General features: G+C 62.3%; 21 protein-coding genes. 3 read left to right on the top strand and 18 right to left on the bottom strand.

Annotated features, from left to right (window positions below; translation table 11 throughout):
• Positions 1-310: 310 nt before the first annotated feature.
• A complete protein-coding gene (locus RJ1_RS01330) occupies positions 311-1,105 on the top strand; it encodes a phosphoadenosine phosphosulfate reductase domain-containing protein (protein ID WP_073358075.1) in 795 nt (264 codons plus the stop codon).
• Between the two features lie 149 nt (positions 1,106-1,254).
• On the opposite strand, the gene RJ1_RS01325 is transcribed toward RJ1_RS01330, so the two are convergent.
• The 6 genes from RJ1_RS01325 to RJ1_RS01300 form a co-directional block, all read right to left on the bottom strand.
• Entirely contained in the window at positions 1,255-2,130 is an 876-nt protein-coding gene (locus RJ1_RS01325; protein ID WP_073358074.1) for a DUF2971 domain-containing protein, read from the bottom strand.
• Positions 2,127-2,915 carry a hypothetical protein gene (locus tag RJ1_RS01320; protein ID WP_073358073.1) on the bottom strand — a complete coding sequence of 263 codons (789 nt, stop codon included), beginning with the start codon at positions 2,913-2,915 and terminating at the stop codon, positions 2,127-2,129. Before RJ1_RS01320 ends, RJ1_RS01325 begins: the two co-directional genes overlap by 4 nt.
• A gap of 1,107 nt (positions 2,916-4,022) precedes the next feature.
• The gene (locus tag RJ1_RS01315) at positions 4,023-5,861 is read right to left on the bottom strand and encodes a zinc-ribbon domain-containing protein (RefSeq protein ID WP_073358123.1); all 1,839 of its coding nucleotides are present in this window, start codon (positions 5,859-5,861) and stop codon (positions 4,023-4,025) included.
• Between the two features lie 175 nt (positions 5,862-6,036).
• Positions 6,037-6,408: a hypothetical protein gene (locus RJ1_RS01310; protein WP_054248630.1), complete on the bottom strand. Its 372-nt coding sequence runs from the start codon at positions 6,406-6,408 to the stop codon at positions 6,037-6,039.
• Positions 6,409-6,488: 80 nt separating this feature from the next.
• On the bottom strand, positions 6,489-6,698 hold the full coding sequence (locus RJ1_RS01305; RefSeq protein WP_041813653.1) for a hypothetical protein: 210 nt from the start codon (positions 6,696-6,698) through the stop codon (positions 6,489-6,491).
• 11 nt (positions 6,699-6,709) lie between these two features.
• Positions 6,710-7,585 carry a hypothetical protein gene (locus RJ1_RS01300; protein ID WP_073358072.1) on the bottom strand — a complete coding sequence of 292 codons (876 nt, stop codon included), beginning with the start codon at positions 7,583-7,585 and terminating at the stop codon, positions 6,710-6,712.
• A 453-nt stretch (positions 7,586-8,038) separates the two neighbouring features.
• Here RJ1_RS01300 and RJ1_RS01295 point away from each other — a divergent pair, with 453 nt between their 5' ends.
• Complete coding sequence (locus RJ1_RS01295) at positions 8,039-8,347, top strand: class I SAM-dependent methyltransferase (protein WP_240319579.1); 309 nt, start codon at positions 8,039-8,041, stop codon at positions 8,345-8,347.
• A 373-nt stretch (positions 8,348-8,720) separates the two neighbouring features.
• Here RJ1_RS01295 and RJ1_RS01285 read toward each other — a convergent pair whose 3' ends face one another.
• The 10 genes from RJ1_RS01285 to RJ1_RS01240 form a co-directional block, all read right to left on the bottom strand.
• The gene (locus tag RJ1_RS01285; protein ID WP_073358071.1) at positions 8,721-9,713 is read right to left on the bottom strand and encodes a hypothetical protein; all 993 of its coding nucleotides are present in this window, start codon (positions 9,711-9,713) and stop codon (positions 8,721-8,723) included.
• A 150-nt stretch (positions 9,714-9,863) separates the two neighbouring features.
• Positions 9,864-11,246 carry an MFS transporter gene (locus tag RJ1_RS01280; protein WP_073358070.1) on the bottom strand — a complete coding sequence of 461 codons (1,383 nt, stop codon included), beginning with the start codon at positions 11,244-11,246 and terminating at the stop codon, positions 9,864-9,866.
• A 75-nt stretch (positions 11,247-11,321) separates the two neighbouring features.
• Complete coding sequence (locus tag RJ1_RS01275) at positions 11,322-12,089, bottom strand: SDR family NAD(P)-dependent oxidoreductase (RefSeq protein WP_083400310.1); 768 nt, start codon at positions 12,087-12,089, stop codon at positions 11,322-11,324.
• An 86-nt stretch (positions 12,090-12,175) separates the two neighbouring features.
• Positions 12,176-13,486, bottom strand: a complete 1,311-nt coding sequence (locus RJ1_RS01270; RefSeq protein WP_073358068.1) for a cytochrome P450 — start codon at positions 13,484-13,486, stop codon at positions 12,176-12,178.
• A 51-nt stretch (positions 13,487-13,537) separates the two neighbouring features.
• Positions 13,538-14,125 carry a cysteine hydrolase family protein gene (locus tag RJ1_RS01265; RefSeq protein ID WP_255284863.1) on the bottom strand — a complete coding sequence of 196 codons (588 nt, stop codon included), beginning with the start codon at positions 14,123-14,125 and terminating at the stop codon, positions 13,538-13,540.
• 105 nt (positions 14,126-14,230) lie between these two features.
• Positions 14,231-15,565 carry an FAD-dependent oxidoreductase gene (locus RJ1_RS01260; RefSeq protein ID WP_205415327.1) on the bottom strand — a complete coding sequence of 445 codons (1,335 nt, stop codon included), beginning with the start codon at positions 15,563-15,565 and terminating at the stop codon, positions 14,231-14,233.
• 29 nt (positions 15,566-15,594) lie between these two features.
• Entirely contained in the window at positions 15,595-15,912 is a 318-nt protein-coding gene (gene fdxA / locus RJ1_RS01255) for a ferredoxin (protein WP_073358065.1), read from the bottom strand.
• A 75-nt stretch (positions 15,913-15,987) separates the two neighbouring features.
• Entirely contained in the window at positions 15,988-16,746 is a 759-nt protein-coding gene (locus RJ1_RS01250; RefSeq protein ID WP_073358064.1) for an SDR family NAD(P)-dependent oxidoreductase, read from the bottom strand.
• 80 nt (positions 16,747-16,826) lie between these two features.
• The gene (locus tag RJ1_RS01245; protein ID WP_073358063.1) at positions 16,827-17,054 is read right to left on the bottom strand and encodes a ferredoxin; all 228 of its coding nucleotides are present in this window, start codon (positions 17,052-17,054) and stop codon (positions 16,827-16,829) included.
• Positions 17,051-18,250, bottom strand: coding sequence for a cytochrome P450 (locus RJ1_RS01240; protein ID WP_073358122.1), 1,200 nt, complete (start codon positions 18,248-18,250; stop codon positions 17,051-17,053). The genes RJ1_RS01245 and RJ1_RS01240 overlap by 4 nt, the downstream gene beginning before the upstream one ends.
• Before the next feature lie 429 nt (positions 18,251-18,679).
• Between RJ1_RS01240 and RJ1_RS01235 the strand changes: the two genes are divergently transcribed.
• Entirely contained in the window at positions 18,680-19,876 is a 1,197-nt protein-coding gene (locus RJ1_RS01235) for an acetyl-CoA C-acetyltransferase (protein ID WP_073358062.1), read from the top strand.
• A 25-nt stretch (positions 19,877-19,901) separates the two neighbouring features.
• Here RJ1_RS01235 and RJ1_RS48750 read toward each other — a convergent pair whose 3' ends face one another.
• Together RJ1_RS48750 and RJ1_RS01225 are read right to left on the bottom strand one after the other, a co-directional pair.
• The gene (locus RJ1_RS48750) at positions 19,902-20,792 is read right to left on the bottom strand and encodes an alpha/beta fold hydrolase (RefSeq protein ID WP_369691047.1); all 891 of its coding nucleotides are present in this window, start codon (positions 20,790-20,792) and stop codon (positions 19,902-19,904) included.
• Complete coding sequence (locus RJ1_RS01225) at positions 20,792-21,070, bottom strand: hypothetical protein (RefSeq protein WP_073358060.1); 279 nt, start codon at positions 21,068-21,070, stop codon at positions 20,792-20,794. The genes RJ1_RS48750 and RJ1_RS01225 overlap by 1 nt, the downstream gene beginning before the upstream one ends.
• Between the last annotated feature and the right edge of the window lie 150 nt (positions 21,071-21,220).

Below are 21,220 nucleotides of genomic sequence, written 5' to 3'. Positions count from 1 at the left end.
CGAGGGCTGATTGCATGAGTTCCGCGCCCGAGAGCGTTCTTCCATTCCCATCGACAGGCCGAGATGAAGTGACTAGTTGTCGAAAACACTTCTGATCCGTTCCTGTGGATTTCGGTAAGCGTACTCACGTGACCTGGAGATTCGATAGGTTGCAACACAGAAAAGTGGACGTGAGGCAAATCACATCGCGCTTGTAGGGCGTTCCCCTTGCGTTTCCCTGCGACGGGAAACGTGAGACACCGTGCGAGGCGGAACGTCACGCCGGAGGGGAACGAGGGTGGGTGCAGCCAGGGTCGTAGCCTGAGTTCCTGTGCGGTACACATCCGAACCCGGCCTGGACCTGACGCTGCTTCGCGGGCTGCGCACTCCGTCGGCGAAATGCGGACCGGCGGCCATCGGCGCCATCCTTCCGCGGATCGAGGCGCACCTCGCCGCCCATGACGGGTACGTCGCGTTCTCCGGCGGCAAGGACTCCCTGATCGTCCTCGACCTCGCCCGGCGCGTCGAACCGGAGGTGCCGGTGGTGTTCTTCGACTCCGGCCTCGACTACCCCGAAACCTACGACTACCTCACCGAACTCGCCCACACCTGGCGGCTGGACCTGCACCGCATCCCCACCGACCCACCACTACTGCAGGTGCTCGCCGACTCCGGCCACTGGGACCACTCCGCCCCTGTCGGCGCGGCCGTCGATTTGCATGAGGTGCTGATCACCGCACCCTCCCGCCGAGCCCACGAACTCCTCGGTGCTGGTGAGCTGTGGGGTGTGCGGGCCGACGAATCCGCCGCCCGCCGGCACCTCTACACCCGCGGTGGCCGCCGCGATGGCGTCATCTCCCGCGCCGACGGCACCACCGCGTACGGGCCGATCTGGGACTGGACCACCACCGACGTCTGGGCGCACATCGCCCGCCACCGGCTCCCGGTGAACCCGGTCTACGCCAAACTCCGTGAGCTGGGTGTCCCCGAGCAGCAACACCGCCTCTCCCACCTCATCGACGGTGGCCACCTCGACCGCGGCCGGCTGACCTGGCTTCGCCGCGGATGGCCGGCCATCTTCGAGCAACTCGCCGACACCCTTCCCCGCCTCCGCCAACTGACGTGACACGACGTCCGGACAAGCGATTGAGGCGATGACCTCGGGAGATGACATGTCCCCCATTGCACAGCCAGCCGCGGGATTCGTGTCTCCGCCGGGTTGCGGAACAGGAGCCACGTTTCGCTGCCGTTGACTTCGGGACAAAATCTTGGGGTTCAGGGCCGGTAGGGCACCGTGGAAAGTCGCACAGGCACCTTCTCGTAGCCCTCGGAGTCGAGTAGCTGTTCGACTGCTTGTTTGCGGAGTTCCGGGTGTGGCCCGGGCCCGACGACGACCTCCGCGACGGCATGGGCGGGGAACCCGATTTCGACATAGGGGATAACGCCCAATGCGCCTGACCTGAACTTGAGGTTTGGATTGGTTCTGTTGATAAGCAAGACACGCCACTCGTTCTCATGTTGGAAGGCGTCGTGCTTCATGAAGGCGAGTGCGGGAAGACAGATGTAAATGGCGTCGAAGCCGCCAGCTGAGAACGGGGCGGCGTTGGCGCCGAAGGACAGAATCTTCTCGACGACCGTCGCGCATCGTCGTTCTAAGTCCTTCGGGTGGTAGAGCACCCGCTGCGGCTTGGGCAAGGGAGCAGTGGCCTTGTCGTCTCCCTGCGGTTTCAGCTCGTGTGCGAGTTCGGCCAGGGCATCAGTACGGAATCCGATCGCGAACCCTCCCCCATTGGCTCCGTAGCCGCGCCATTGGCCGAGCTGGTCCCCACCTTCACAAAAGCACGTCACATAGGCGCCCCCGTGCGGGGACGTGTCGAAGAGCTGACCGCGTGCGAGTGCCGTAGCGGTGAAGCGAAGCGCGGTCGTCCGTGCAACGGCTGCCTCTTTCGCTTCAGCATCTTCGCCGGCGGGTGCCTGTTGATCGGCCGCTTTCCGTAGCGCCGCGACCATGGTCTCGCACCCGTGGCGTAGTTCCTGGGTGTCGTTGAGGTACCGGGTGTCTGTCGCCCAGAAGTTGCGGTTCTGGAGGATGCCGAGCAGACCTTGCGAGTCGGTGTAATGGTGAAGGGTCTTTGGGGTTTCGTCGCTCACTGGTCGGCCTTCCGGCGCTTCTCGTAAAGAGCGTCTGCCCGATGGATGGTCCGAACTGCGACGTCCAGCACCTTCGACAGCCCGTGATAGCTGGGTGAGAAATCGGCTTGAAAGCTCGTGCTGTCGAGCGTCCGGCGGCTAGTTTCGGCTGCGAACACCTGAAACGACCAGAATTTCCCGTGTGACATGCCAGAGCATGCGCGCCAGGCGAGTTCGACGGACCCCATAGTGTTTGGAGCATCGTCGATTTCCTGGACGACAGCCGTGTACCCCTTCCACTGGCAGTTCCTCAGGGTGAGGTCGGCGTCGCGAAGCAGTGTGCTCAAGCCGCTCTTGTGCTGCTCGGCGTCGTCCTCAGCAGCGCGTCCGGCGGCCTTGATTGCCTTCGACCGTTCCTTCGAATTGTCGATGTCGAGAGCGACGCGGCGTTGCAGGCGAGTAGTGCGTTCATCGGAGTCGAGGAGCCAGACGGCGGTGGCGGCCGACTCGAGAGCGCCCCGGATGAGCACGTAAGGCGCGTAGTGCTGGGGACCGTTCACAACGAGCAGTCGGTCGAGACCCCATAGACAGTCCAAGCTGTGGTGAAGAGCCCGATCGACGCTGTGGCTGACAAGAAGTCCGGTCATCCGTTCGTGGTCGAGGGCGAGGTCGCTGCCCGGATCGATGCTGTAGCCACCGGTCTCCCGTTTGCGTTCGACATCGGCGAGGGTCTTCAACAGTTGTTGAGTTTTCGCGCGTCCTGCTTCATCGAGGACATCCAGGCTGGTGGTCGTATCAGCGGTCACCGGCGGAGTCTACGGTCAGCGCCCGACAGAAGATCGACTGAATAGGTGAGCAAGGGGCCTGATTGCGGATCTCGACCGGTCGCCGGTCACTGATACACGTGCCACTCGCCTTTCTAGCGCTATCGCAATCGGGGGCTATGGTCGGCCGCACTGCAGATCTGTTGACCGGAGGCGTCACCCCTAGTTCGGATCGGTGTCTCCTGTTTTCTGTTGCGCAAGACGCTCCACGGCCTCCGCTTCTTCAGCTCCCGCCGGGCGCGTTGCTTCGGGCCTCGACCACAGGTTCGCACACGGACTGCTCATCAGCGGGGCGGTACTGGGCTCCTTGCGGCACGTCCTATGCCACGGCAAATGGTCGTAAACCCACCTTTTGATCGACTCGCAGTGGTAGATCCCGAAACTTTGAGACTGGCCGTTACTCTGCACTCAAACCCTTTCCGAAATGCAAATAGCAGCTACTAATGGCGGGGAATTATTTGTTCTCTCGGGAAACTTTTCTAATTGCATTCGGCCTCACCGACACGCGAGTCGAATCCGTGGGACGATTTCTTGACCTGCAGCGACGGAAGTATTACGCTGCAAGTCCGCCCGCGGACGCGGGCAGCTCGGCCGCTCACCCAATTTTACTGATGGCCCGAAGACTGCCCGAAATCGCGGACCGAAAGAAAGGTAATAATAAAATGCGCTTATAGAATAAGGAGAAACATAATGAGCGATATTTCTGATAGTAATGTTATTTCTAGAACTGATAGGTACGGACGTTGGATCAGTCAGCTCAGGAAGCTCGCAGGGTGTTGCCTGCGCGCGCTCTGGCTACTGCTGCAGATCCTTCGAGTCATCGACACGATGCGCTGGCTGGTCAGCCAGGCACAGAGCTGCATTGAGGAGCTCCGTGACGGTGACTGGCTGGATGGATGGAATCAGCTTCGGCGACATGCTGGAAACGATCTAATCCCGCCCAGGTTCCCGCCGGGGTGAACCACAACCACGGTTCACTCCGGCGGCGCCGGCCATGTTTCAAGAATCCGGTAGTTCGACCTCAAACGGTCAGGCGTTGTTCGCCGGCCCTCGCAGGCAGACTTGAGCGCTGCGGGCCGGTCCACGTGGCTATCGGTGGGACTTAAGTCCTCGCACCCAGTCGTGGATGTCCGCGATGACCTTGCGGGGGCGCGGCATCGTCGAGTGCACCCGCACTTCCCGGTAGCGGGGATGGTCGATCGCCAGCGACGGCAAATCGTCCTCCCGGAGCCGCACCACCACACACCCGGCCGCGAGCAGATCCCGGCTCTTCCGCTGATCGACGAGCACCTTCGCGTCCGCGGAATGCCAGTAGGCGCCGTCGTACTCGATCACCACGGTCAGCCCCTCGTGGTCGACGCTGATGTCCGTCGTCCAGGAGCTGCGAGTGGTGTACGCGTCGTCGGTCATGGTGATTCCGGAGCGGGCATTGCCGAACACCTCCACCGCGGCCGCATAGTGCTCGAGTTCGACACGCGATTTGCCGGCTTGTCGGCAGTCCGGGCACTCCGCCCCATTCGACCGGCTGCTCAGCTGTGCGCGCCACACGTGGGCGGGGTCGGTGGCGCAGACCCATTCCGGAACGAACGCCAGCGACGCATGCGGGCGCACGTGCCAGGCGGTGACCGCGTTGGTCGGACTCCACTCCGCGGCCAGACCCGGATCGTGCCAGGCCAAAGAGCCGAGGATGGTGCGGCAGACCGGGCAACGCAGCCGGCTGCCGCCGTCGCGGGCCCGCACCATCGTCTGCCACTCGTGCCCGCAACAGTCCGCCCGCCACCACATCTCACGCTGCGAGTCCCACACCACGTTCTGCGGGGTGTATTTGCCGTTACGGGTCGGATGCCACTGGGCGGCGATTTCGGGCAGCAGGTCAGCGAGCCACTTCTTCGACGTCGCCGACCCACGACAATGCGGACACCCCGAGGTGAGGAAACGCAGGGTTCTGATGCGGGGATGGTGCCCGTTCGGGCACCGGAACCGACGCAGCTCCCCACTTTCGTCGACCATCACCTCGCGGGGGTCGTCATCATCGGCCCATGCCGCTGCCAGCTCCGGAACAGCGGCCACCGGGGTGATCTTCCACCGCGTTCTCTCGACTTCCCACTCCTCGCGACGGCGGGCGGAACAGGCCCGGCATGCCGGACGGCTGGTCATGACGTTGACCTTCTCCTCGAACCGCAGCCCGCACTCCGGGCATCGCCAGTGGCAGGAGCGAGTGGCCAGGACCGTCACCGTGTCGAAGGCGGTGGCCTCGTTGTGGTCGTGGTCCCACCAATCCAGTGCCGGCGATTGCGATTCCGCCAGCAATGCCCGACCGGGTCGGGGTCTGCTGGGGTCGGAGGCGCGGGTATTGCGTGCACAGGTGCAGCCCGAGCTGAAGTCGGCCATCTGTGCAGCGCTGATCCGGTGGCATCTGCGGCAGCGGGCGAGTACCGGGTCATTGTTGTCGTGGACTTCACCGATCGGGTCGACGAGGTCGTAGCCGTGCTCGGCGAGGTGGCTGGCGATCCGTTCGTGCGGCCACCATCGCTGTTCGAGGAATTCGCGCACCTCCGGCTGCGGGTGTGCGTGAAGGATCTGCTCCGGTGAGTGGTGCCGCAGTAGTTCGAGCATTGTGCGGTCGAACTCCATCCACGGGTGTGAGCGGGTTCTGTTCGCCCGCTTCGTCCAGTGGCACGCCCGGCAGGTCGGTGTCCTCGAGGCGTTCTTTCGGACGACGTAGTCGAGTCGGTAATGGGCGCGCACACCGCAGGTCCGGCACGTCGTCAACCGCCAGGCGGCCGGCGTGGTGAACGGCTCCGCTGGTTCGAGGCCACCCGTGTGCAGGATTCCGTCGATGCAGTCGGTGCACCACGCGGGTTTGCTTCGGGACACGAAGGCGGCCGGCTGACCGCACCCCGTGGTTGCACAGTCCTGGGTCTTCATCGTCGCTGCCACCCTGTCCGCGCACGGCCCCGACCCCGCCCGCACCGTCCTCCCGCGCTCGAAGTAGTCGCGTCACCGGAATATTAGCGGGACTGACCTGCGGACATGGCATGTCCCCCAGGGCCAGTGACGGGAGCTACTCGAAGCGGTCTGGGGTGACCGCTCAGGGGCGGAATCAGGTCGATGCCGCGCGGAGAATGGAAGCAGGCGTCTCGGGGTCGGAGAATGCCTCGTCCACCATGCGCAGTGCGGGGACGACGACCGTTGCCTCGATGTGGTCGATGTGTTCGCACGTCCACCCGGTAATTCCCTCCGGCCCCTCGGATTCCGGTCCGAAGAACCGGTCGATACCTGCATCGCTGTAGCCCCAGTCGATGAGATCGTTCCGCGTGCACCATCCATCGCGCGGCTCGGTGACAGTGATCAGATAGGTGGTGGTACCGCCGACCACGTTCCCGTTCTCGTCGAACGCGCCGCCGCTGTTGCTGGCGGTGAGTCCAGGGGCCTTGTCGCGGATTTCGTCCTCGGTCGCCGGCCGTTGATACACGTACCACTCGCCTTTCTAGCGTTATCGCAATTGGTGGCTATAGTCGGATCACTGAATATGCACAGGATGAGCCGGAGGCGTCACCCCTTCTCGGGGTTGGTGTCTCCGGTTTCTTCTTTCGCGCGGAGCTCGGCGCCCAGTCGTAGTTTCAGCTCGCGGCGGGCACGCTGCTTCGGTGTCTCCTCCGGCTCGGGTTCATCGTCGACCGGCCGGAACGTCGCCCGTCCCAGCTTGATGTCCGGATGGACCACGAGCTCGGGGCGGCCCTTGTCGTCGGTGAACAGTCCCATCCTCATTCCCCTCATTCCTCGGTGATGCCCCGCAGCTGCACGATCATCCGCCGGCCGATACTGCCGTCAGGGCGACGGTATCGCCCCTCCCCAGCCGAGACCACCTCGAACCGCATCCCTCGCGGCAGCAGGTGCGCGGTGTCGTCGACCGTGTCCGAGCGGCCCAGATACATGCCCCGGCCGGTTTCGATCTCGAACACCACATCCCGATCGCCCAGCGTTCCATCGAGTTCGTGAGCGGCGTGGGTGGCCATCGTGTGCCGGTCGAAATCCAGGCGGGATCCGGGATGCAGGGTCGCGGGTAGGTTGACCGCCTGCTGCGGCACCGCGTGCGGGAGGGTCACCGCGCAGTACAGGATGTGGCCGCGATCGTTGAACCGTTCGGCGGTCTGAATCGCCCGGTCCACCCGCTGGACCTGGGAGCGCATCTTCTCGTCGAGTTGCTGCGCGTCACCGCGAGCCGCGGACAGCGCCTCGCCGACGGTCTTCCACCGGTCCGGGTCGCTGACCAGGTCCTGCACGCCGGTGTAGCCGACCTTCGGCAACTGCGACTGCGCCTTGTGCTTGTTCACCGACCGGACCTTGCGCTGGCGTGAACTCGGCGGCTGGCGAATCGAATCCGGGATCGGCAGCTCCCGGCGTTTACGCTCGGACACATCGGGGACGGTCGCGCGGGGGAAGGCGCGCTCGAGGTCCTTGCGGGCCCGGGTGAATTCGGCGTCCTCGACCATCCGGTCCAGCTGCCGAGCACCGTCGCGCTCCTGGGCGCGGTCGTCGTAGGTGGCGGCCGGCCGATAGCCGGCGGGCTTGGAAGCCGGAGTGGTGCTGGTGCCGGCCTCCGGATCCAGACGGGTCGGCGGCGCATCCGGGCTCACGTTGTACGCCACCAGATCTCCTCCCGCTGCGTCGAACACGCCCCAGATATGACGAAGCGTGGCAGGCATTAGTGTCCCAATTGACGGCCTGCCACGCTCGGACCCGACCGCAAGGCGGGTCTACCGCGGGAGAAGTATCCCGGTGACCAAACCAGTAACTCGCTCCCACGCGTGCTGTCGGCGTTTCCGCCGAACGCACACCAGCATAGCGAAACACGGCGGCGGCCGAGCCGGAGCAACTTGGGAAGGCAGGGGTGACCTTCCCGAACACGCCACGGTACATCGCGGCAGACGAATCGACCGAGTCCCCGAAGTCGGCGCCGTTTACGATCGGGGATGGCGGGGGAACGCCAATCACGCGAACAACGAGGGGGAACACGCATGTCTGCAAGTGCGATCACACAGGCAGAGAAGGCCGGCGCCGCCCCATAGAGTCAGGCGCTGCTGTCGGTATACGACACCGTCGTGCTGAGGTGGAGCAACACCCTCGTCTGGCGCTGCCCCAGCGAACGCCTGCTCGCGCACTACAACTCCCACCTCGGTGACCGGCACCTCGACATCGGCCCCGGAACCGGTTGGTACCTCCGCCGCGCCACCTACCCGACCCCGAACCCGATGGTCGAGCTGCTCGACCTCAACCCGAACACCCTGCAGATGACCACCACACGTCTCGCCGACCGTGGCATCACCGCGGCCGCGCACACCGGCAGACCAGATCGGCGCCGAGCACGTGTCCGGCCGCCGTCGACGCTCGTCCCGGAATGGGATCCTTAACCGGAGCAGCCACAACCTGTTTCCAGTACCAGGCGCGGAGATCGTGGGATTCTACTGTTCACGTGGACTGCGGATAGCTTTCAACGCGACGTATCGGCAGGCACATGGGTGGACGAAAGCCTGAAGCGATTCGCCATAGACCATCGTGCCGGCCTCGTCGGTCAGGTGGTGCCGCCGGAATTCGATGCATACGCACGGATATTTCATCCTGCCCATCGGCGCACAGGCACCTCCGCTGGGCAACGCGAGCCCATCACCTGGCACGCCGTCGCAGCGGCGAACGAGCGTGCCGCGCATCCACTGATGGAATGGAAGTAAAACAAGCATGAGCGAGGACTGCACCTCTACGGTCCAAGAATTCGGGATCGACCAATCAGCATTGGAATTCGAACCATTTGTGCAACTCTGACCAGAGAGTTTGCCGTTTCGGCGAGAAGTTGTGCATATGTGCGCTACCTCCAAGCTCGTAGAGTGTCACCTGCGGACTGGCCTTGTAGGCGTTGGACTCGTCCTTGAGATCCGGAACAATGTCGATCTGTCCCGTACCGACGAATACTGGAACATCCACCAGTGCAGCCTCTTTCCTGACAATCCCGTCGTTCAGGCACTCCGTCACGAATGGTGGGAACGTCTGAGATATCCAAGGCGGCAGGTCATGCGCCCGCCTCGTGGGAAAGCCGACGTTCATGTCTTCGTCGACCAGACGTTGAGGGACGTCGTCGCAGTGATATGCAAATCGCAAATGCGAACTATTCTCGACGATCGGTCCAGTCCAGGCGTCCTCGAGGTTCGTCTTGGCTCGGTCTGATTCCTGAACCCCGGGCTCGATGTATCCGTTAGGCGTCGGGATCATCGAGTGGACTGCGCTGAATCCCAGGACCGCGATCGCATCGAACGTCGAGTACAGGGCTTGTTGCACGATCAGTTGCATGGCCCCGAGCGAATGCCCAATGCCTAGAGTCTTGTCCACCTCGACACTTCCCCAGGAGCCGCCGAGAGTTCCGGCGCGCAGTCGCTCCAAGGTCCAGGCGACAGCCGAATCGACCGCACGGACCGTTGTTTCCAGGTCTCGTTCTTCTTGAGCTAGGCGTGTTCCATCGCCATCGCCGAAGGGATCGCAGCTGATGAAGACGATTCCGCGGCGTGCATGGTATTCGGCCTGGCTGGGCCGAGTCAGGTCAGGGTGATCGAGCAGGTAGTAGAATTTGTTGTATCCGCCACCTGGAAATCCGAAGCACACGGTGCGAGGACCGGAGAATTCCGGGTCAATGACCAAGACAGCACCGATTTTCCGCACACTGCCGGTCGGAACGGTCGGTGTCGCCTCCATATTGAAATGGAATTGCAGAAGTTCACGATCGGCCATGGAGCTACTCAATCCTATTCCTATTCGAATGGAGCCATTGTGGGGGAAATTGAAATGCGCAGCTCGGCGAAGATCTCTTCCATGACATGACGAATGCGCCGACAGCGGTCGCAGCCGCGATGGATCGAGATAACAGGCCGACTCTTCGGGTCAGAGAGACTGCGGCCGGTCCATCGACAGTGCCCGTGCACCACTGTGGGTGTCTGCGCTGCTCCCGGAGTCATCTCGGGCCGACTGTTCGACAAAATGATCGTCGATCGCAGACTCCTGAAGGAGGAGGGTAGCCAACAGTGCGACGATTCCGGCGGCAGCCATGTAGCAGGCGATAGCTGTCCAGCTTTGGAAACTACCCAACAGGTAGGTGGCGATCATCGGCGCGATCGACGCTCCTATCACCGCACCCACATTTGTGCTGATGGCGAGACCGGAGTATCTGACCGCCGTCGGGTAGAGCAACGGATAGAAGGCGCCCTGTACGCCATAGGTCGCCGAGAACCCGACGAGTGGGACGAGGAATCCGAGGACCATGAGCCCGAGGTTGCCTGTATTGAAGAGCGGGAACCAGATGAACGGCGAGACGATCATGACCGCAATCCCAGCGCAGAAGATGAGCTTCCGATCGATCCTGTCACCGAGCCAGCCGAAGAACGGAATGACGACCGTGAGCAGTGCCGCGACGATCATCGTGGTGGTGAATACTTTCGTAAAGCTGACAGCAATCGTTTTTCCGTAGGCAGCCGAGAATGTTGTTACAACGTAGAACGTAATTCCCACGGGCAGCGTCGACAGCGCAGTCAGGATGAGTGTGCGCGCGTGCCTGCGGATCAGCTCGGCCGAGGGCCGACTCGTTGTTTCCTCCGCAGTCTTCGCAGCAGTGAATACGGGACTCTCTTCGAGTTTGAACCGAATATAGAAGGCGATGATCAGAAGTGCGAGGCTGAGCAGGAAGGGCACTCGCCACCCCCAGGACAGGAGTTGGTCCTCTGGCAATTGACTGATCGCAAGGAACACCCCGTTGCCCAAGATCAGGCCCCAAATGTTGCCCGATCCCACGATTCCCGCGAAAAGCGTCCGATGCGACCGCGGCGCGTGTTCGAGCGTCATGATGAACCCGCCACTTGCCTCACCGCCAAGCGACAAGCCCTGCAGCAGACGCAGCAGAACGAGACAGATGGGCGCAGCGATGCCGATCTTGTCGTAGGTGGGCAGCAGCCCGATCGCGAACGTGGCGACTCCCATCCCGGACAGGGTGATCATCAGAATCGGGCGGCGACCTAGGCGATCGCCGAAGTGGCCGAGTATCCACCCTCCGACTGGCCGAGCGACAAACGCAATTGCAAAAGTCGACAGGGACAACAGGGTACCTACCAGCGGGTCGAATGTAGGGAAGAACAGCTGGTTGAACACCAGAGACGCCGAAAGGCCGTAGATGAAGAACTCGTAGTACTCGATTGTGTTCCCGAGCAAGGTTGCCGCTACGACCTTGCGGCCCTGGTACAGCTGGGATTTGTCGCCCTGTGAGGTGGATTTCATTGTCTCGCTTCGCTTCGCTTCGATCGTGCGGGTACTGGCACGTAGGCGATCTGACCGTCTCCAGACCACCTGTCTTTACTTGCCCTCGAGTGTGCTGCCGCCATCAACGACGAGAATTGCACCCGTCACGTAGCTGGCTTGGTCGCTTGCCAACCAGACACCGATGTTGACGATCTCGTCCGGAGTGCCCATCCGTCCGAGAGGAATGCCCGCTTCGAGTGCGGCGATAACGGCCGCCGGATCTGGCGAAGCGTCGGCGTATCCGCGCGCCATCTGCGTGTCGATGCAACCTGGCGCGATTGCATTGACCCGGATGTCTGGCGCGAGCTCGACGGCGCACGATTGGGTCAACTGTAGGCAGCCGGCCTTCGATGCCCCATAGGGAATTTGAGTTGGGTACACCCGGAATCCGCCCATCGAGGACACGTTGGTGATGGAGGCTCCGCGGCGACCGCGCATCAGGGGGACGAAAGCGCGGGTGACGAGAAAGACTCCCGTCAGGTTGACATCAAGTGTCCTGTGCCACTGTTCGTCCGTGATGTCGGCAAGGGGACTGACCGCCATCACCCCTGCGTTGTTGTAGATGGTGTCGACGTGCCCCCGAGTCGAGCGCACGTGCTCGGCCATGGCATTCACCGCTGAGCTGTCGGTAATGTCAGCTTTGTAGAACTCGACGTCATGTCCAATAGCGGTCAACTCGTCTACGAACTCCTCGGCGCCAATATCGGTGACGTCAGTGGCGACAACAGCGGCACCTTCTGCGGCGAATCGCCGGCATGCAGCGCGACCCATATCTCCCATCGCCCCGGTCACGAGTGCGACCTTTCCGTCCAAGATTCCCACAACTACTCCAATCTGAGGCGACCTGACGAGTCGCCAACTTTCGTATGACTTTCACGACGAACCTGGACAGTGGGCGCCGGCAGCAGTCATCGACGTGCTCGTGGGGTGAACTCGATATGAAGTTCATCCAGGCAACGCACGACATAGTTGGGTCGATAGGTCAGTGCATCTGGAGAGTCCACGAGTCGTATCGATTCGAAGCGCTCGACCATCGCCTTGAACGTGTGATACATCTCCCGGCGGGCGAGCGTGTTGCCGAGGCACACGTGAAGCCCGGTGCCGAACGCGAGATGCCGCCGCGGGTTCTTTCGATCAAAGTCGAGCTCGTCCGGGTCTTCGTAGTGCCGTTCATCTCGGTTCGCGGATCCAAAGCGAAGATTGACCACCGAGCCGGCCGGAATGGTGACCCCATGTAACTCGACGTCTTCGGCAGCCTGCCGGAACATTCCTTGTACGGGGGCCTCCAGACGTACCACCTCTTCGATGAACGTATCGAGGTAGGCGTCGGGGTCAGATGCGAGCTTGTCGAACATCTGCGGATTCTCTGCCAGGAGTCGCGCGCCACCGGCTAATGCACCCGTGGTCGTCTCGCCGCCGCCGACCATCATGTCCGTCGTGACGAATCCATGAAGTTCCTCGTCCGTCAGAACACGATGCCATTCGGGGACCGGGGTGTTGACGATCGTGCTGAGGAGGGTGTCGTCCGGCTCGCGGCGTACACGCTCGAAGTGAGACTGTGCGTACTTCTGGAAGTCGAGTTCTAGCTTGGCGGCGCGTTGCTCGATGTCTGGTGTCGCCATGAGGCCTGCACGGGCAATCCATGCGAGGGTCATGTCCTTCACGAGTGGCAAGCCGGTTGCTGGCAGTCCGACGTGCTTCATGATCGCGGTCAGCGTCATCGGCGCCGCGAACTGGCTCACCCACTCACACCGACCGTCGTCGATGAATCCGTCGATCAAGTCGTCAACGGTCTCACCCACGATCCGATCGAAGTGCGCCTGATTCGTTGGCCGGAACGAGGCCTCGAAGAGTGACCGTCGGACCTGAGAATGCTCTGGTTCGTCGCGTGCGTTGAGAGCGGGGCCTGGCTCCCATCCGTCGTTCTCGTAGGCTTTTGCCAGGGCGTCGTTCTTCAGCTGGGACTCGAAACGCTGCTTCGAATCTCCGCCGTCCACTGACAGTCCGATCTCTCCGACTGTCTGCGTCGAGATCGTGTTGCGGAAACGTTTGGTGTCCATCTCGACGGCGCGTATGTCGTCGTAGCGTGTGAGCACGAACATCCCGGTGGTGGGGTCTTGCCATACCGGCGAATCGTTGCGTAGCTGGCGATAGGCCGGAAATGGGCAATCGTTTGTGCGCCGGTCGAAGAAGTCGACGTTGTGGGCTGTCTCGGTCATGTTCGTTCCTCCGTCTTTCGGTGTGCCTGCCAGTACCGACCCTTGTTTCGTTCAGCTGAGGCCCGTCACCCACTCATCGACGGTGAGGACATCCGCATGCGCGGGGAAGACGTTCTCCAGCAACATTCGGTGCACTGCCGTATCACCGTCAGCGCACCCGTCTGACAGAACCTTGATGTGATAGTCCAGGTCGGCGGCTGCCCGCAGCGTCGACAGGACCACGCCGGAGGTTGCCACGCCAGCTAGCACGAGAGTTTGGATTCGTCGCGAACGGAGGATCATCTCGAGGTCGCTGCCGGCGAATGCGCTGACACGCCGTTTGGTAACCAGAATGTCCGATTCGCGGGGTCGGAGCGCGTGGTGGACTTCCGTTGCCGGATTCTTCTCGGTGAAGTCGAAGTTGGCGGTGACAACTCCGAAGATCTTGTTGGTCGAGGCGACTTCGGGATATCCGTCGCGGAATAGGACGCGCACGTGGATGACGTCGATGTCGGATCGTCGTGCAACTTCGGCAGCGCCTGCCAGTCGGGCCAACAGCTCGTCATCCCCACCAAAAGCGGGGACGACGATGGGCATGAGGTCCATCAGCAGCAATGCCGATCGAGCCTCGTTTCGTACAGCTTCAACTGCCTTACTCACAAGTCCTCCAGTTTGGGCGGCGGACTGAGCCGCCGCGTGAGATATCCTTCGTAACAATCGGTTTGCCAATAGTCATGAGGTTCGCCACTGGCAGTGGCGGGGCTGCTACTCAGTCGGACGTCGAGAACTCGCTTGGAGCAGCTCCTCGAGTCGGTGGATCTTTACTCTCGCCCTCCCCAGCCTCGCCCCGCGTGCTACCTCGGCGCCATCGATCGCGTTCCATCCGTCCCAGGGGACGACCTCGACGCCACGTTGACGCAGCAACGAGACGACGGCGCCGGGATCGCGTTCGAGAGCACGTGGGAAGTCTCTGGCATTGCTTAGAAGTGCCTTCACGGTCTCCAGCGAATCGCGGCGATTCGTTCCTATCACTCCTGTTGGTCCCCGCTTGAGCCATCCAGCGACATAGACCGCGGGGCGAGTATCGTCGCCATCGAACACCCGACCGTTCGTGTGCGGCACCGTGGCGGTGACTGCGTCGAATGGGAGCTCCGGAAGGGGTTCGGCGCGGTAGCCGACGGAGGTGAGCACCAAACCGGCTTCGATCACCTCCCGGCGCGCACGTTCAGCCTTCCCGTGGTCGTTGTCGCCTTCGGTTGCCTCCAGTACGACGGATTCGGCTCCCGGGTGCCCGAAGACTGCGACCGGGCGACGGAAGAACGTGAAATGTATCCGGCGCGCACGTCCCCTCGGCAGGCTTCCGAGTGTCCTCAGTGCCGCGACCATGCGGGCGGTCGGGGGAGCGGCTTGTTGCAACTCGGATTCGGTCACACGTAGGACGCATGGGTCAACGATGACGTCGACATCATCGAGTTTTCCGAGTTCGACAATCTCCTTTGTGGTGAACTTCGCTTGCAGCGGTCCCCGGCGTCCCACGATGTGCACGTCCGCGATGGGGCTCTCCACGAGGAGTTCTAAAACGTGTTGCGGCACATCCGTTTGCAGCAAGGTTTCACGTGGATTGACCAGCATCCGAGCGACATCGAGAGCAACGTTGCCGTTACCGATTACGACCGCCTGTTCGGCTGTGAGGGCAAGGCGTTCAATTGTCGCGTTCGGGTGCCCGTTGTACCAGGCGACAAAGTCCGCCGCCGCGAAGACTCCGGGGAGGTTCTCGCCCGGGATGCCAAGTCGCCGCGTGCTGTTGGCCCCACAAGCGAAGATCGCGACGTCGTAGTGCCGCCGTAGGTCGAGCATCGTGATGTCGCTTCCGTATGCGACATTGCCCAGAAATCGGACGTGTTCGTGGGACAGGATCTCACCGAAGGAATCGATGATGGACTTGATTCTCTCGTGATCAGGTGCCACACCGTAACGCACGAGACCGTATGGCACAGGCAATCGTTCGATGACGTCGACGGATATCGACGTGTCCGGCAGGGACTCGAGTAGTGCCTCTACGCAGTATGCCCCGGACGGCCCGGAGCCGACGACGGCCACGCGAAGATGCCGATGGTGCGGTTCAGACACTACTTTTCCTTCGGCTCGAGCTCACGAATGGAGGGTGGGTCGAACCCGAGTGGGCCGTGCTTCTTCGCGCTGCGCGGAGAGCCCACTGCGCTGAACACCTGGTCGGTAGCTGCGAGGAATAGTGATGTTTCAGGGCCGTCCTCTGCGTAGAGGACGGCGTCCTGCGGGCAGACCAGTTCGCAGGCGCCGCAGTCGATGCATTCGTCGGGCTGGATGTACATCATCCTGTCGCCCTCGTAGATGCAGTCGACTGGGCATTCGAGAACGCACGACTTGTCCATGATGTCGACGCAGCCGGCTGTCACGACGTACGGCATGGTTCTTCTCCTCTCTGTCGAAGTGGGCGACGACGGAATCGTCGCTCCATTCCGTCCCCGGTGATGGGCGCTGCGCTATCGCAGGATGGATCCACCATCGATGGCAATCTCTTCACCGGTCACGAAGCTGGATTGGTCGCTCGCCAGCCACAGCGCAAGATCTGCGACCTCGGACGACTGACCGAACCGTTGCAGGACGGTCTGCTGGCTCATGGTCTCCCACGCTGTCTCGGGATTCGGCAGCCCTGCCGCGAAACCCCTCGCCATCGGGGTGTCGATCATTCCTGGGCAGACGACGTTGACTCGGATGTTCGGTGCAAACTCGACGGCTGCAACCTTGCTGAACTGGATGACACCGGCTTTGGCCGCGCCATAGACAGAGAGGCTGTCCCATGCCCTCAGCGCCCCCGTGGAGGACAGGTTGATGATCGACCCTGACCGGTCGGCCATCAGGGGTGCGAAAGCCCTCGTCATGAGGAAGACGCTCTTGAGATTCACATCCAGTATTCGGTCCCACTCATCGTTGCTGGTTTCGAGGATGGGCTTCAGCTGCATGAGTCCGGCATTGTTGTAGAGGACATCGATGCTTCCGTACTGCGCGGCGACAACCTCGGCGGCTTCGTCGACCTCCACTGCTGAAGATACGTCCACTTTTCGGAACTCGAACTTCGAGCCAGCCTGCGCCATCTCCTTGGCGAACAGTTCCGAACCCTCGTCAGTCCAGTCCATTCCGACAACGGTCGCGCCTTCGGCGCCGAATCGCTCGCATACAGCGCGCCCCATTCCACCGAGAGCTCCCGTCACTACGGCGATCTTTCCGTCAAGCGTGAGCATTGCATTCCCTTCTCCACGTGTACTGGTCATTTCAGAAGCGCAAACAAACGTGGTCACGTCTCCGAAGCCGGCGCCGCGGCTCACCCATCGGCACTGACGGGCTGCGTCCTTACTCGAACAATCCTGATTGCCTGTTCTGGGCAGCTCTCGGCGCCCAACGCAGCGGTGTCTTCCCTCCCCGGTTCGACCTCGCCCTCAGAGCCACGCTCAGCGTTGAAGCCATCGTCGTCCGCCTCGAAGACTCCCGGAGCGAGCGAGTAACAACGGCCATGACCCGTACACAGGTCCCCATCAATCGAGTACCTCATCGGGGATCGCCGACCTTCGCACCTGGTGTGAATGTGACTGGCAGTTCGTTGATGATGCGCAAAAGACCTGTGGAATAGGTGACGGTGGCATCGGCCTTGAGCGCGATATCGGGCAGGCGGCGAAGAATCTGTTCGAGGGAGGTCTTGAGTTCGAGTCGCGCAGCATGCGAACCAACGCATCGGTGCGGACCCAACCCGAATACAGCACTTCTGGTCTGATCACGATCGGGCCTGAACTCTAACGGCTCGTCATAGACTTCGGGATCGCGGCACGCGGCAGCGAAGTTCACCACGACACGGTCGCCTGGCTGAAACTGGGTGCCGGCCACCTCGATCGGTTTCGTCGCCGTGCGAGACGTTCCCGTAACTGGAGAGTTCAGTCGAAGCAGTTCCTCGACCGCACGTTCGTGTTCGTCGGGATTCGCTGCGAGCCAGTCCCTGTCCTCGGGGTGGCTTGCCAGGTGCAGCACCATGCTGCCGATCGCGGATGCTGTGGTTCCGACTGCTCCTGAGAGGAAAAGCGTGGCAACGTTGACCTTGTCATCCCAGGAGCATGGTTCTCCTGTTTCCGTGTCCACCCCCTCCAGGATCGAGTCGATGAAGTCGCCCCGGGGTGGTTGCTGTTGGCGCTCCTCGAGGTACCCCTCGATGTACGTGTGCAGGGCCGCCCAGGCGGGGCCTTGCTCCTCGGGGGATCCCATGATCGCGTCGTCGACGACGTCCACCAGTCGGTCGAGATCCTCGAGAGGCGCCTGCAGCAGGGTCACGAAGAACACCCGGCCGGGCAGAAGCGCCGCGAATTCCTTCACGAAATCGCACTCACCAGTCTCGATGAAGTTGTCGATAAGGGCGTCGACTTGCTTGCGCACCGAGTCCTCCCACTCCGCCACCTTGCGGACTGTGAAGTGCTTGTTCAGTGCGCCCCGCCAATTGGTGTGGTAGGGCGGATCGATCTCCTCAGGAAGCACAGGAGGCATACCGTCCGGACGATTCGGAAACATCCCGTCGACACTGGTGAACGTCCGCCAATCCTGAGCGACCCGTCGAACATCCTCCTGCCGATTCACGACGTAGTAGCCGCGACCTACCTTGCTGTGAGCGACCGGGCATTTCTCGAGAAGTTCCGCCAGCACCTCGTCGTAGTCGTCGTTGAACTCCGTCGAGTCGAGATCGAAGTCGCTGAAATGGTCGCGCATCGCGGACCGCTGCTCTGTGGTCACCGGCACATTCCTCCATCAGTGTGATCTGAACCACTTTCATAGAATGAAGTTCATCATGCACCTAATGCGCCCATAGTGCAATAGCTCACACAGACAACCTCAACCCCGCCGACCTTGGTCCCGGCACGATGCCGCAGCTAGTGCAATCTCCGTAAGTTGCTGGCGCTCCGACTAATCGGCTGCACTCGCGATCGCCACCGCACCACCATGGTGGACTCCCCCATTGACATCGATGCGCCAATGGCGCCCGCGCTTCAGCCGTCGCCGACTCCGAGTTGTCTAATTAGGCGCATTATTCTTCTGTTACATTTGCCTCTTCGCCGCGGCGAACTACTGACGACCGCGGTGCGCGTACCGATTGATTCGGCATGCGACATTTTGAAACGACATGTGAGGAATGCTCGGATGAGAGATAGCTCCGTCATCGTTGCCGGCGCGCGCACCCCGGTGGGCCGACTGATGGGATCGTTGAAGAACTTTTCAGGATCAGACCTGGGCGGAATCGCAATCAAGGCTGCGCTCGACAAGGCCGGCATCTCTGGCGACGAGGTCCAATACGTGATCATGGGCCAGGTCCTCACCGCGGGAGTGGGTCAGATACCTGCGCGGCAGGCTGCGGTCTCGGCCGGCATTCCCATGACCGTTCCCGCGCTCACGGTCAACAAGGTCTGCCTGTCTGGGATCGATGCCATAGCGCTCGCTGACCAGCTCATCCGTGCCGGAGAATTCGACGTGATCGTCGCCGGCGGCCAGGAGTCGATGAGCCAAGCACCTCACCTATTACCCAGGTCCCGAGAGGGATTCAAGTACGGCGAGGTCCTCATGACCGACCATCTCGCCTACGACGGTCTCTACGACATTTTCACCGACCAAGCGATGGGCGTGCTCACCGAAACCCGGAACGCCACCGACCCGAGGCCCGTCACGCGCGAGGAGCAGGACAACTTCGCTGCCGATTCGCACCAACGTGCAGCAGCGGCATGGAAGAACGGGGTGTTCGACGACGAGGTTGTTCCCGTCACCGTGCCACAGAGGTCGGGCGAACCGCTCGTCGTCAGCCGGGACGAGGGCATTCGACCCGACACCACGGCCGAGACGTTGGCGTCCCTCCGGCCAGCGTTCAGCAAGACCGGCACGGTCACGGCCGGCTCGGCATCCCAATTATCGGACGGCGCAGCCGCAGTCGTCGTCATGAGTCGATCCCGTGCCGAAGCACTCGGGCTGCCCTGGCTGGCTGAAATCGGGGCGCACGGTGTCGTTGCCGGCCCTGACTCGACTCTGCAGGATCAGCCCGCCAATGCGATCGCCGCCGCCTGCTCGAAGGAAGGCATCGCGCCGTCCATGCTTGACCTGGTCGAGATCAACGAGGCGTTCGCCGCGATCGGCATCGCCTCGACCCGCGCCCTCGGACTCGACCCGGAACGGGTCAACGTCAACGGTGGAGCGATCGCAATCGGGCATCCGCTCGGCATGTCCGGCGCCCGCATCACCCTGCACCTTGCACGCGAGCTCCGGCGGCGCGGCGGCGGAACAGGGGTGGCCGCACTCTGCGGCGGCGGCGGGCAGGGCGATGCCCTGCTTCTACACGTACCGCGTCCGTAGCCACTTCGAAGCTTGATATCGAACGTCAGCCGAGCCGCGACCGGACGAGTTCAGCCAACTCCTCCGGTCGCGCACTCTGCACAGAGTGCAATTCGGTGTCGATGGTGACGACTTCAATAGTTCTCGCCCGTCTCACGAACTCGGTAGCGTCCTCGAGTGGGACGACCCCGGATCTCGCTGCACGGACGAGTGTCACGGGGACCGTGAGTTCACTGACCCTCGACCACTGTTCGCTGTAGTCGACTGGTCGGCTGTCCGCATTGACGCGGCGGCGATGATCGGCGCGCCAACGCCACAGCCCGTCCGTTCCCTGTATTGCGTTGTGCCGGACTCCCCGCCGTAAGCCATCGCGACTACGAGTGGGTTGCACTGCAGCGGCAGCGTCGACCATATCTTCGAAAGTCACGAAGTGATCAGACCCTGCGGGCGGCCCCACCCTCCCGGTGTCGTGTGCGTGCCGTGCGGCTACACGGAGACCGGATTGCGGGGTCACATCGACGACGACGAGGTGGCGCACCCATGTGGACTGTGTAACCGCGAGGCAGATTGCGGTCAAACCACCAAGTGACATCCCAACGAGAACGCACGGGTTCGGCGCACCGTGACGTAGGTAGCCCGCGACAGCGGCGGCGTGTGACGATGGCGTGTAGTCAGGGTCATCATGCCAGTCCGAATGCCCGTGCCCGGGAAGATCCACTGCGAGAGCAGGACTGCCCAGTGCGAGAATGGTCGCATCCCAGGTGTGCGCGTTCTGCCCGTTTCCGTGGAGGAAGACAACTTCCGGTGCGCTTGTGCCCCAATGCAGGCCACTGACAGTCCGGGTGTCCACTGTGCGGTTGGCGCGACGCACGACAGGCACTTGAAGTGTCGGTGAGATGGACCGCGCAATCTCCGGCAAGCTAGCGAACTCGTCCATCATGAGAGGTTCGGGTATGCGATCGTTAAACTGTGCATCTCGTCGTCGGCACAGTTCGATTCAGGGATGACCTGCCACAATTTCTCGATGAACCGACGCTTGGTCATTCCGAAGTTCACGAGGATTTCCTCCTCCGTTGCGCCCCCATATGGTGCCCACATGTTGGCGAACTCGATGAGGCGCTCGGCCTCGGTGTCAGGATGCTTGCGTTTGCGGTTGGCTTCGAGCCAAGCAGCGCGACGCCTCTGGCGCCATTGGCGATACTCGCGGGAGTTCATCGGATTTCACATCAAATCAGGACTGAGAACAGCTTCGGAGTTTGGCGTGATCCCTGCGGCCCGCACTGCGAAGGACCCGAGCCGCAAGGCGCTCCTTCCGGAGCGTCGAAGCTGTTCGGGTCCTTCGCGGTGTCGGATGCTCCTTGTGCC

The sequence above is a fragment of the Rhodococcus jostii NBRC 16295 genome (assembly GCF_001894825.1).
Classification (GTDB): Bacteria; Actinomycetota; Actinomycetes; order Mycobacteriales; family Mycobacteriaceae; genus Rhodococcus_F; species Rhodococcus_F jostii.
This window is presented reverse-complemented; position numbering and strand designations above follow the sequence as displayed.

Bases quoted from the DNA above. Each gene is read 5' to 3' on its own strand.
- RJ1_RS01285 (WP_073358071.1), bottom strand. From the start codon at position 9,713: ATGGCCGATCGTGAACTTCTGCAATTCCATTTCAATATGGAGGCGACA.
- RJ1_RS01315 (WP_073358123.1), bottom strand. From the start codon at position 5,861: ATGAAGACCCAGGACTGTGCAACCACGGGGTGCGGTCAGCCGGCCGCC.
- RJ1_RS01235 (WP_073358062.1), top strand. From the start codon at position 18,680: ATGAGAGATAGCTCCGTCATCGTTGCCGGCGCGCGCACCCCGGTGGGC.
- RJ1_RS01225 (WP_073358060.1), bottom strand. From the start codon at position 21,070: ATGAACTCCCGCGAGTATCGCCAATGGCGCCAGAGGCGTCGCGCTGCT.
- RJ1_RS01240 (WP_073358122.1), bottom strand. From the start codon at position 18,250: ATGCGCGACCATTTCAGCGACTTCGATCTCGACTCGACGGAGTTCAAC.
- fdxA (WP_073358065.1), bottom strand. From the start codon at position 15,912: ATGCCGTACGTCGTGACAGCCGGCTGCGTCGACATCATGGACAAGTCG.
- RJ1_RS01305 (WP_041813653.1), bottom strand. From the start codon at position 6,698: ATGGGACTGTTCACCGACGACAAGGGCCGCCCCGAGCTCGTGGTCCAT.
- RJ1_RS01270 (WP_073358068.1), bottom strand. From the start codon at position 13,486: ATGACCGAGACAGCCCACAACGTCGACTTCTTCGACCGGCGCACAAAC.
- RJ1_RS01280 (WP_073358070.1), bottom strand. From the start codon at position 11,246: ATGAAATCCACCTCACAGGGCGACAAATCCCAGCTGTACCAGGGCCGC.
- RJ1_RS01245 (WP_073358063.1), bottom strand. From the start codon at position 17,054: ATGAGGTACTCGATTGATGGGGACCTGTGTACGGGTCATGGCCGTTGT.
- RJ1_RS48750 (WP_369691047.1), bottom strand. From the start codon at position 20,792: ATGGACGAGTTCGCTAGCTTGCCGGAGATTGCGCGGTCCATCTCACCG.
- RJ1_RS01250 (WP_073358064.1), bottom strand. From the start codon at position 16,746: ATGCTCACGCTTGACGGAAAGATCGCCGTAGTGACGGGAGCTCTCGGT.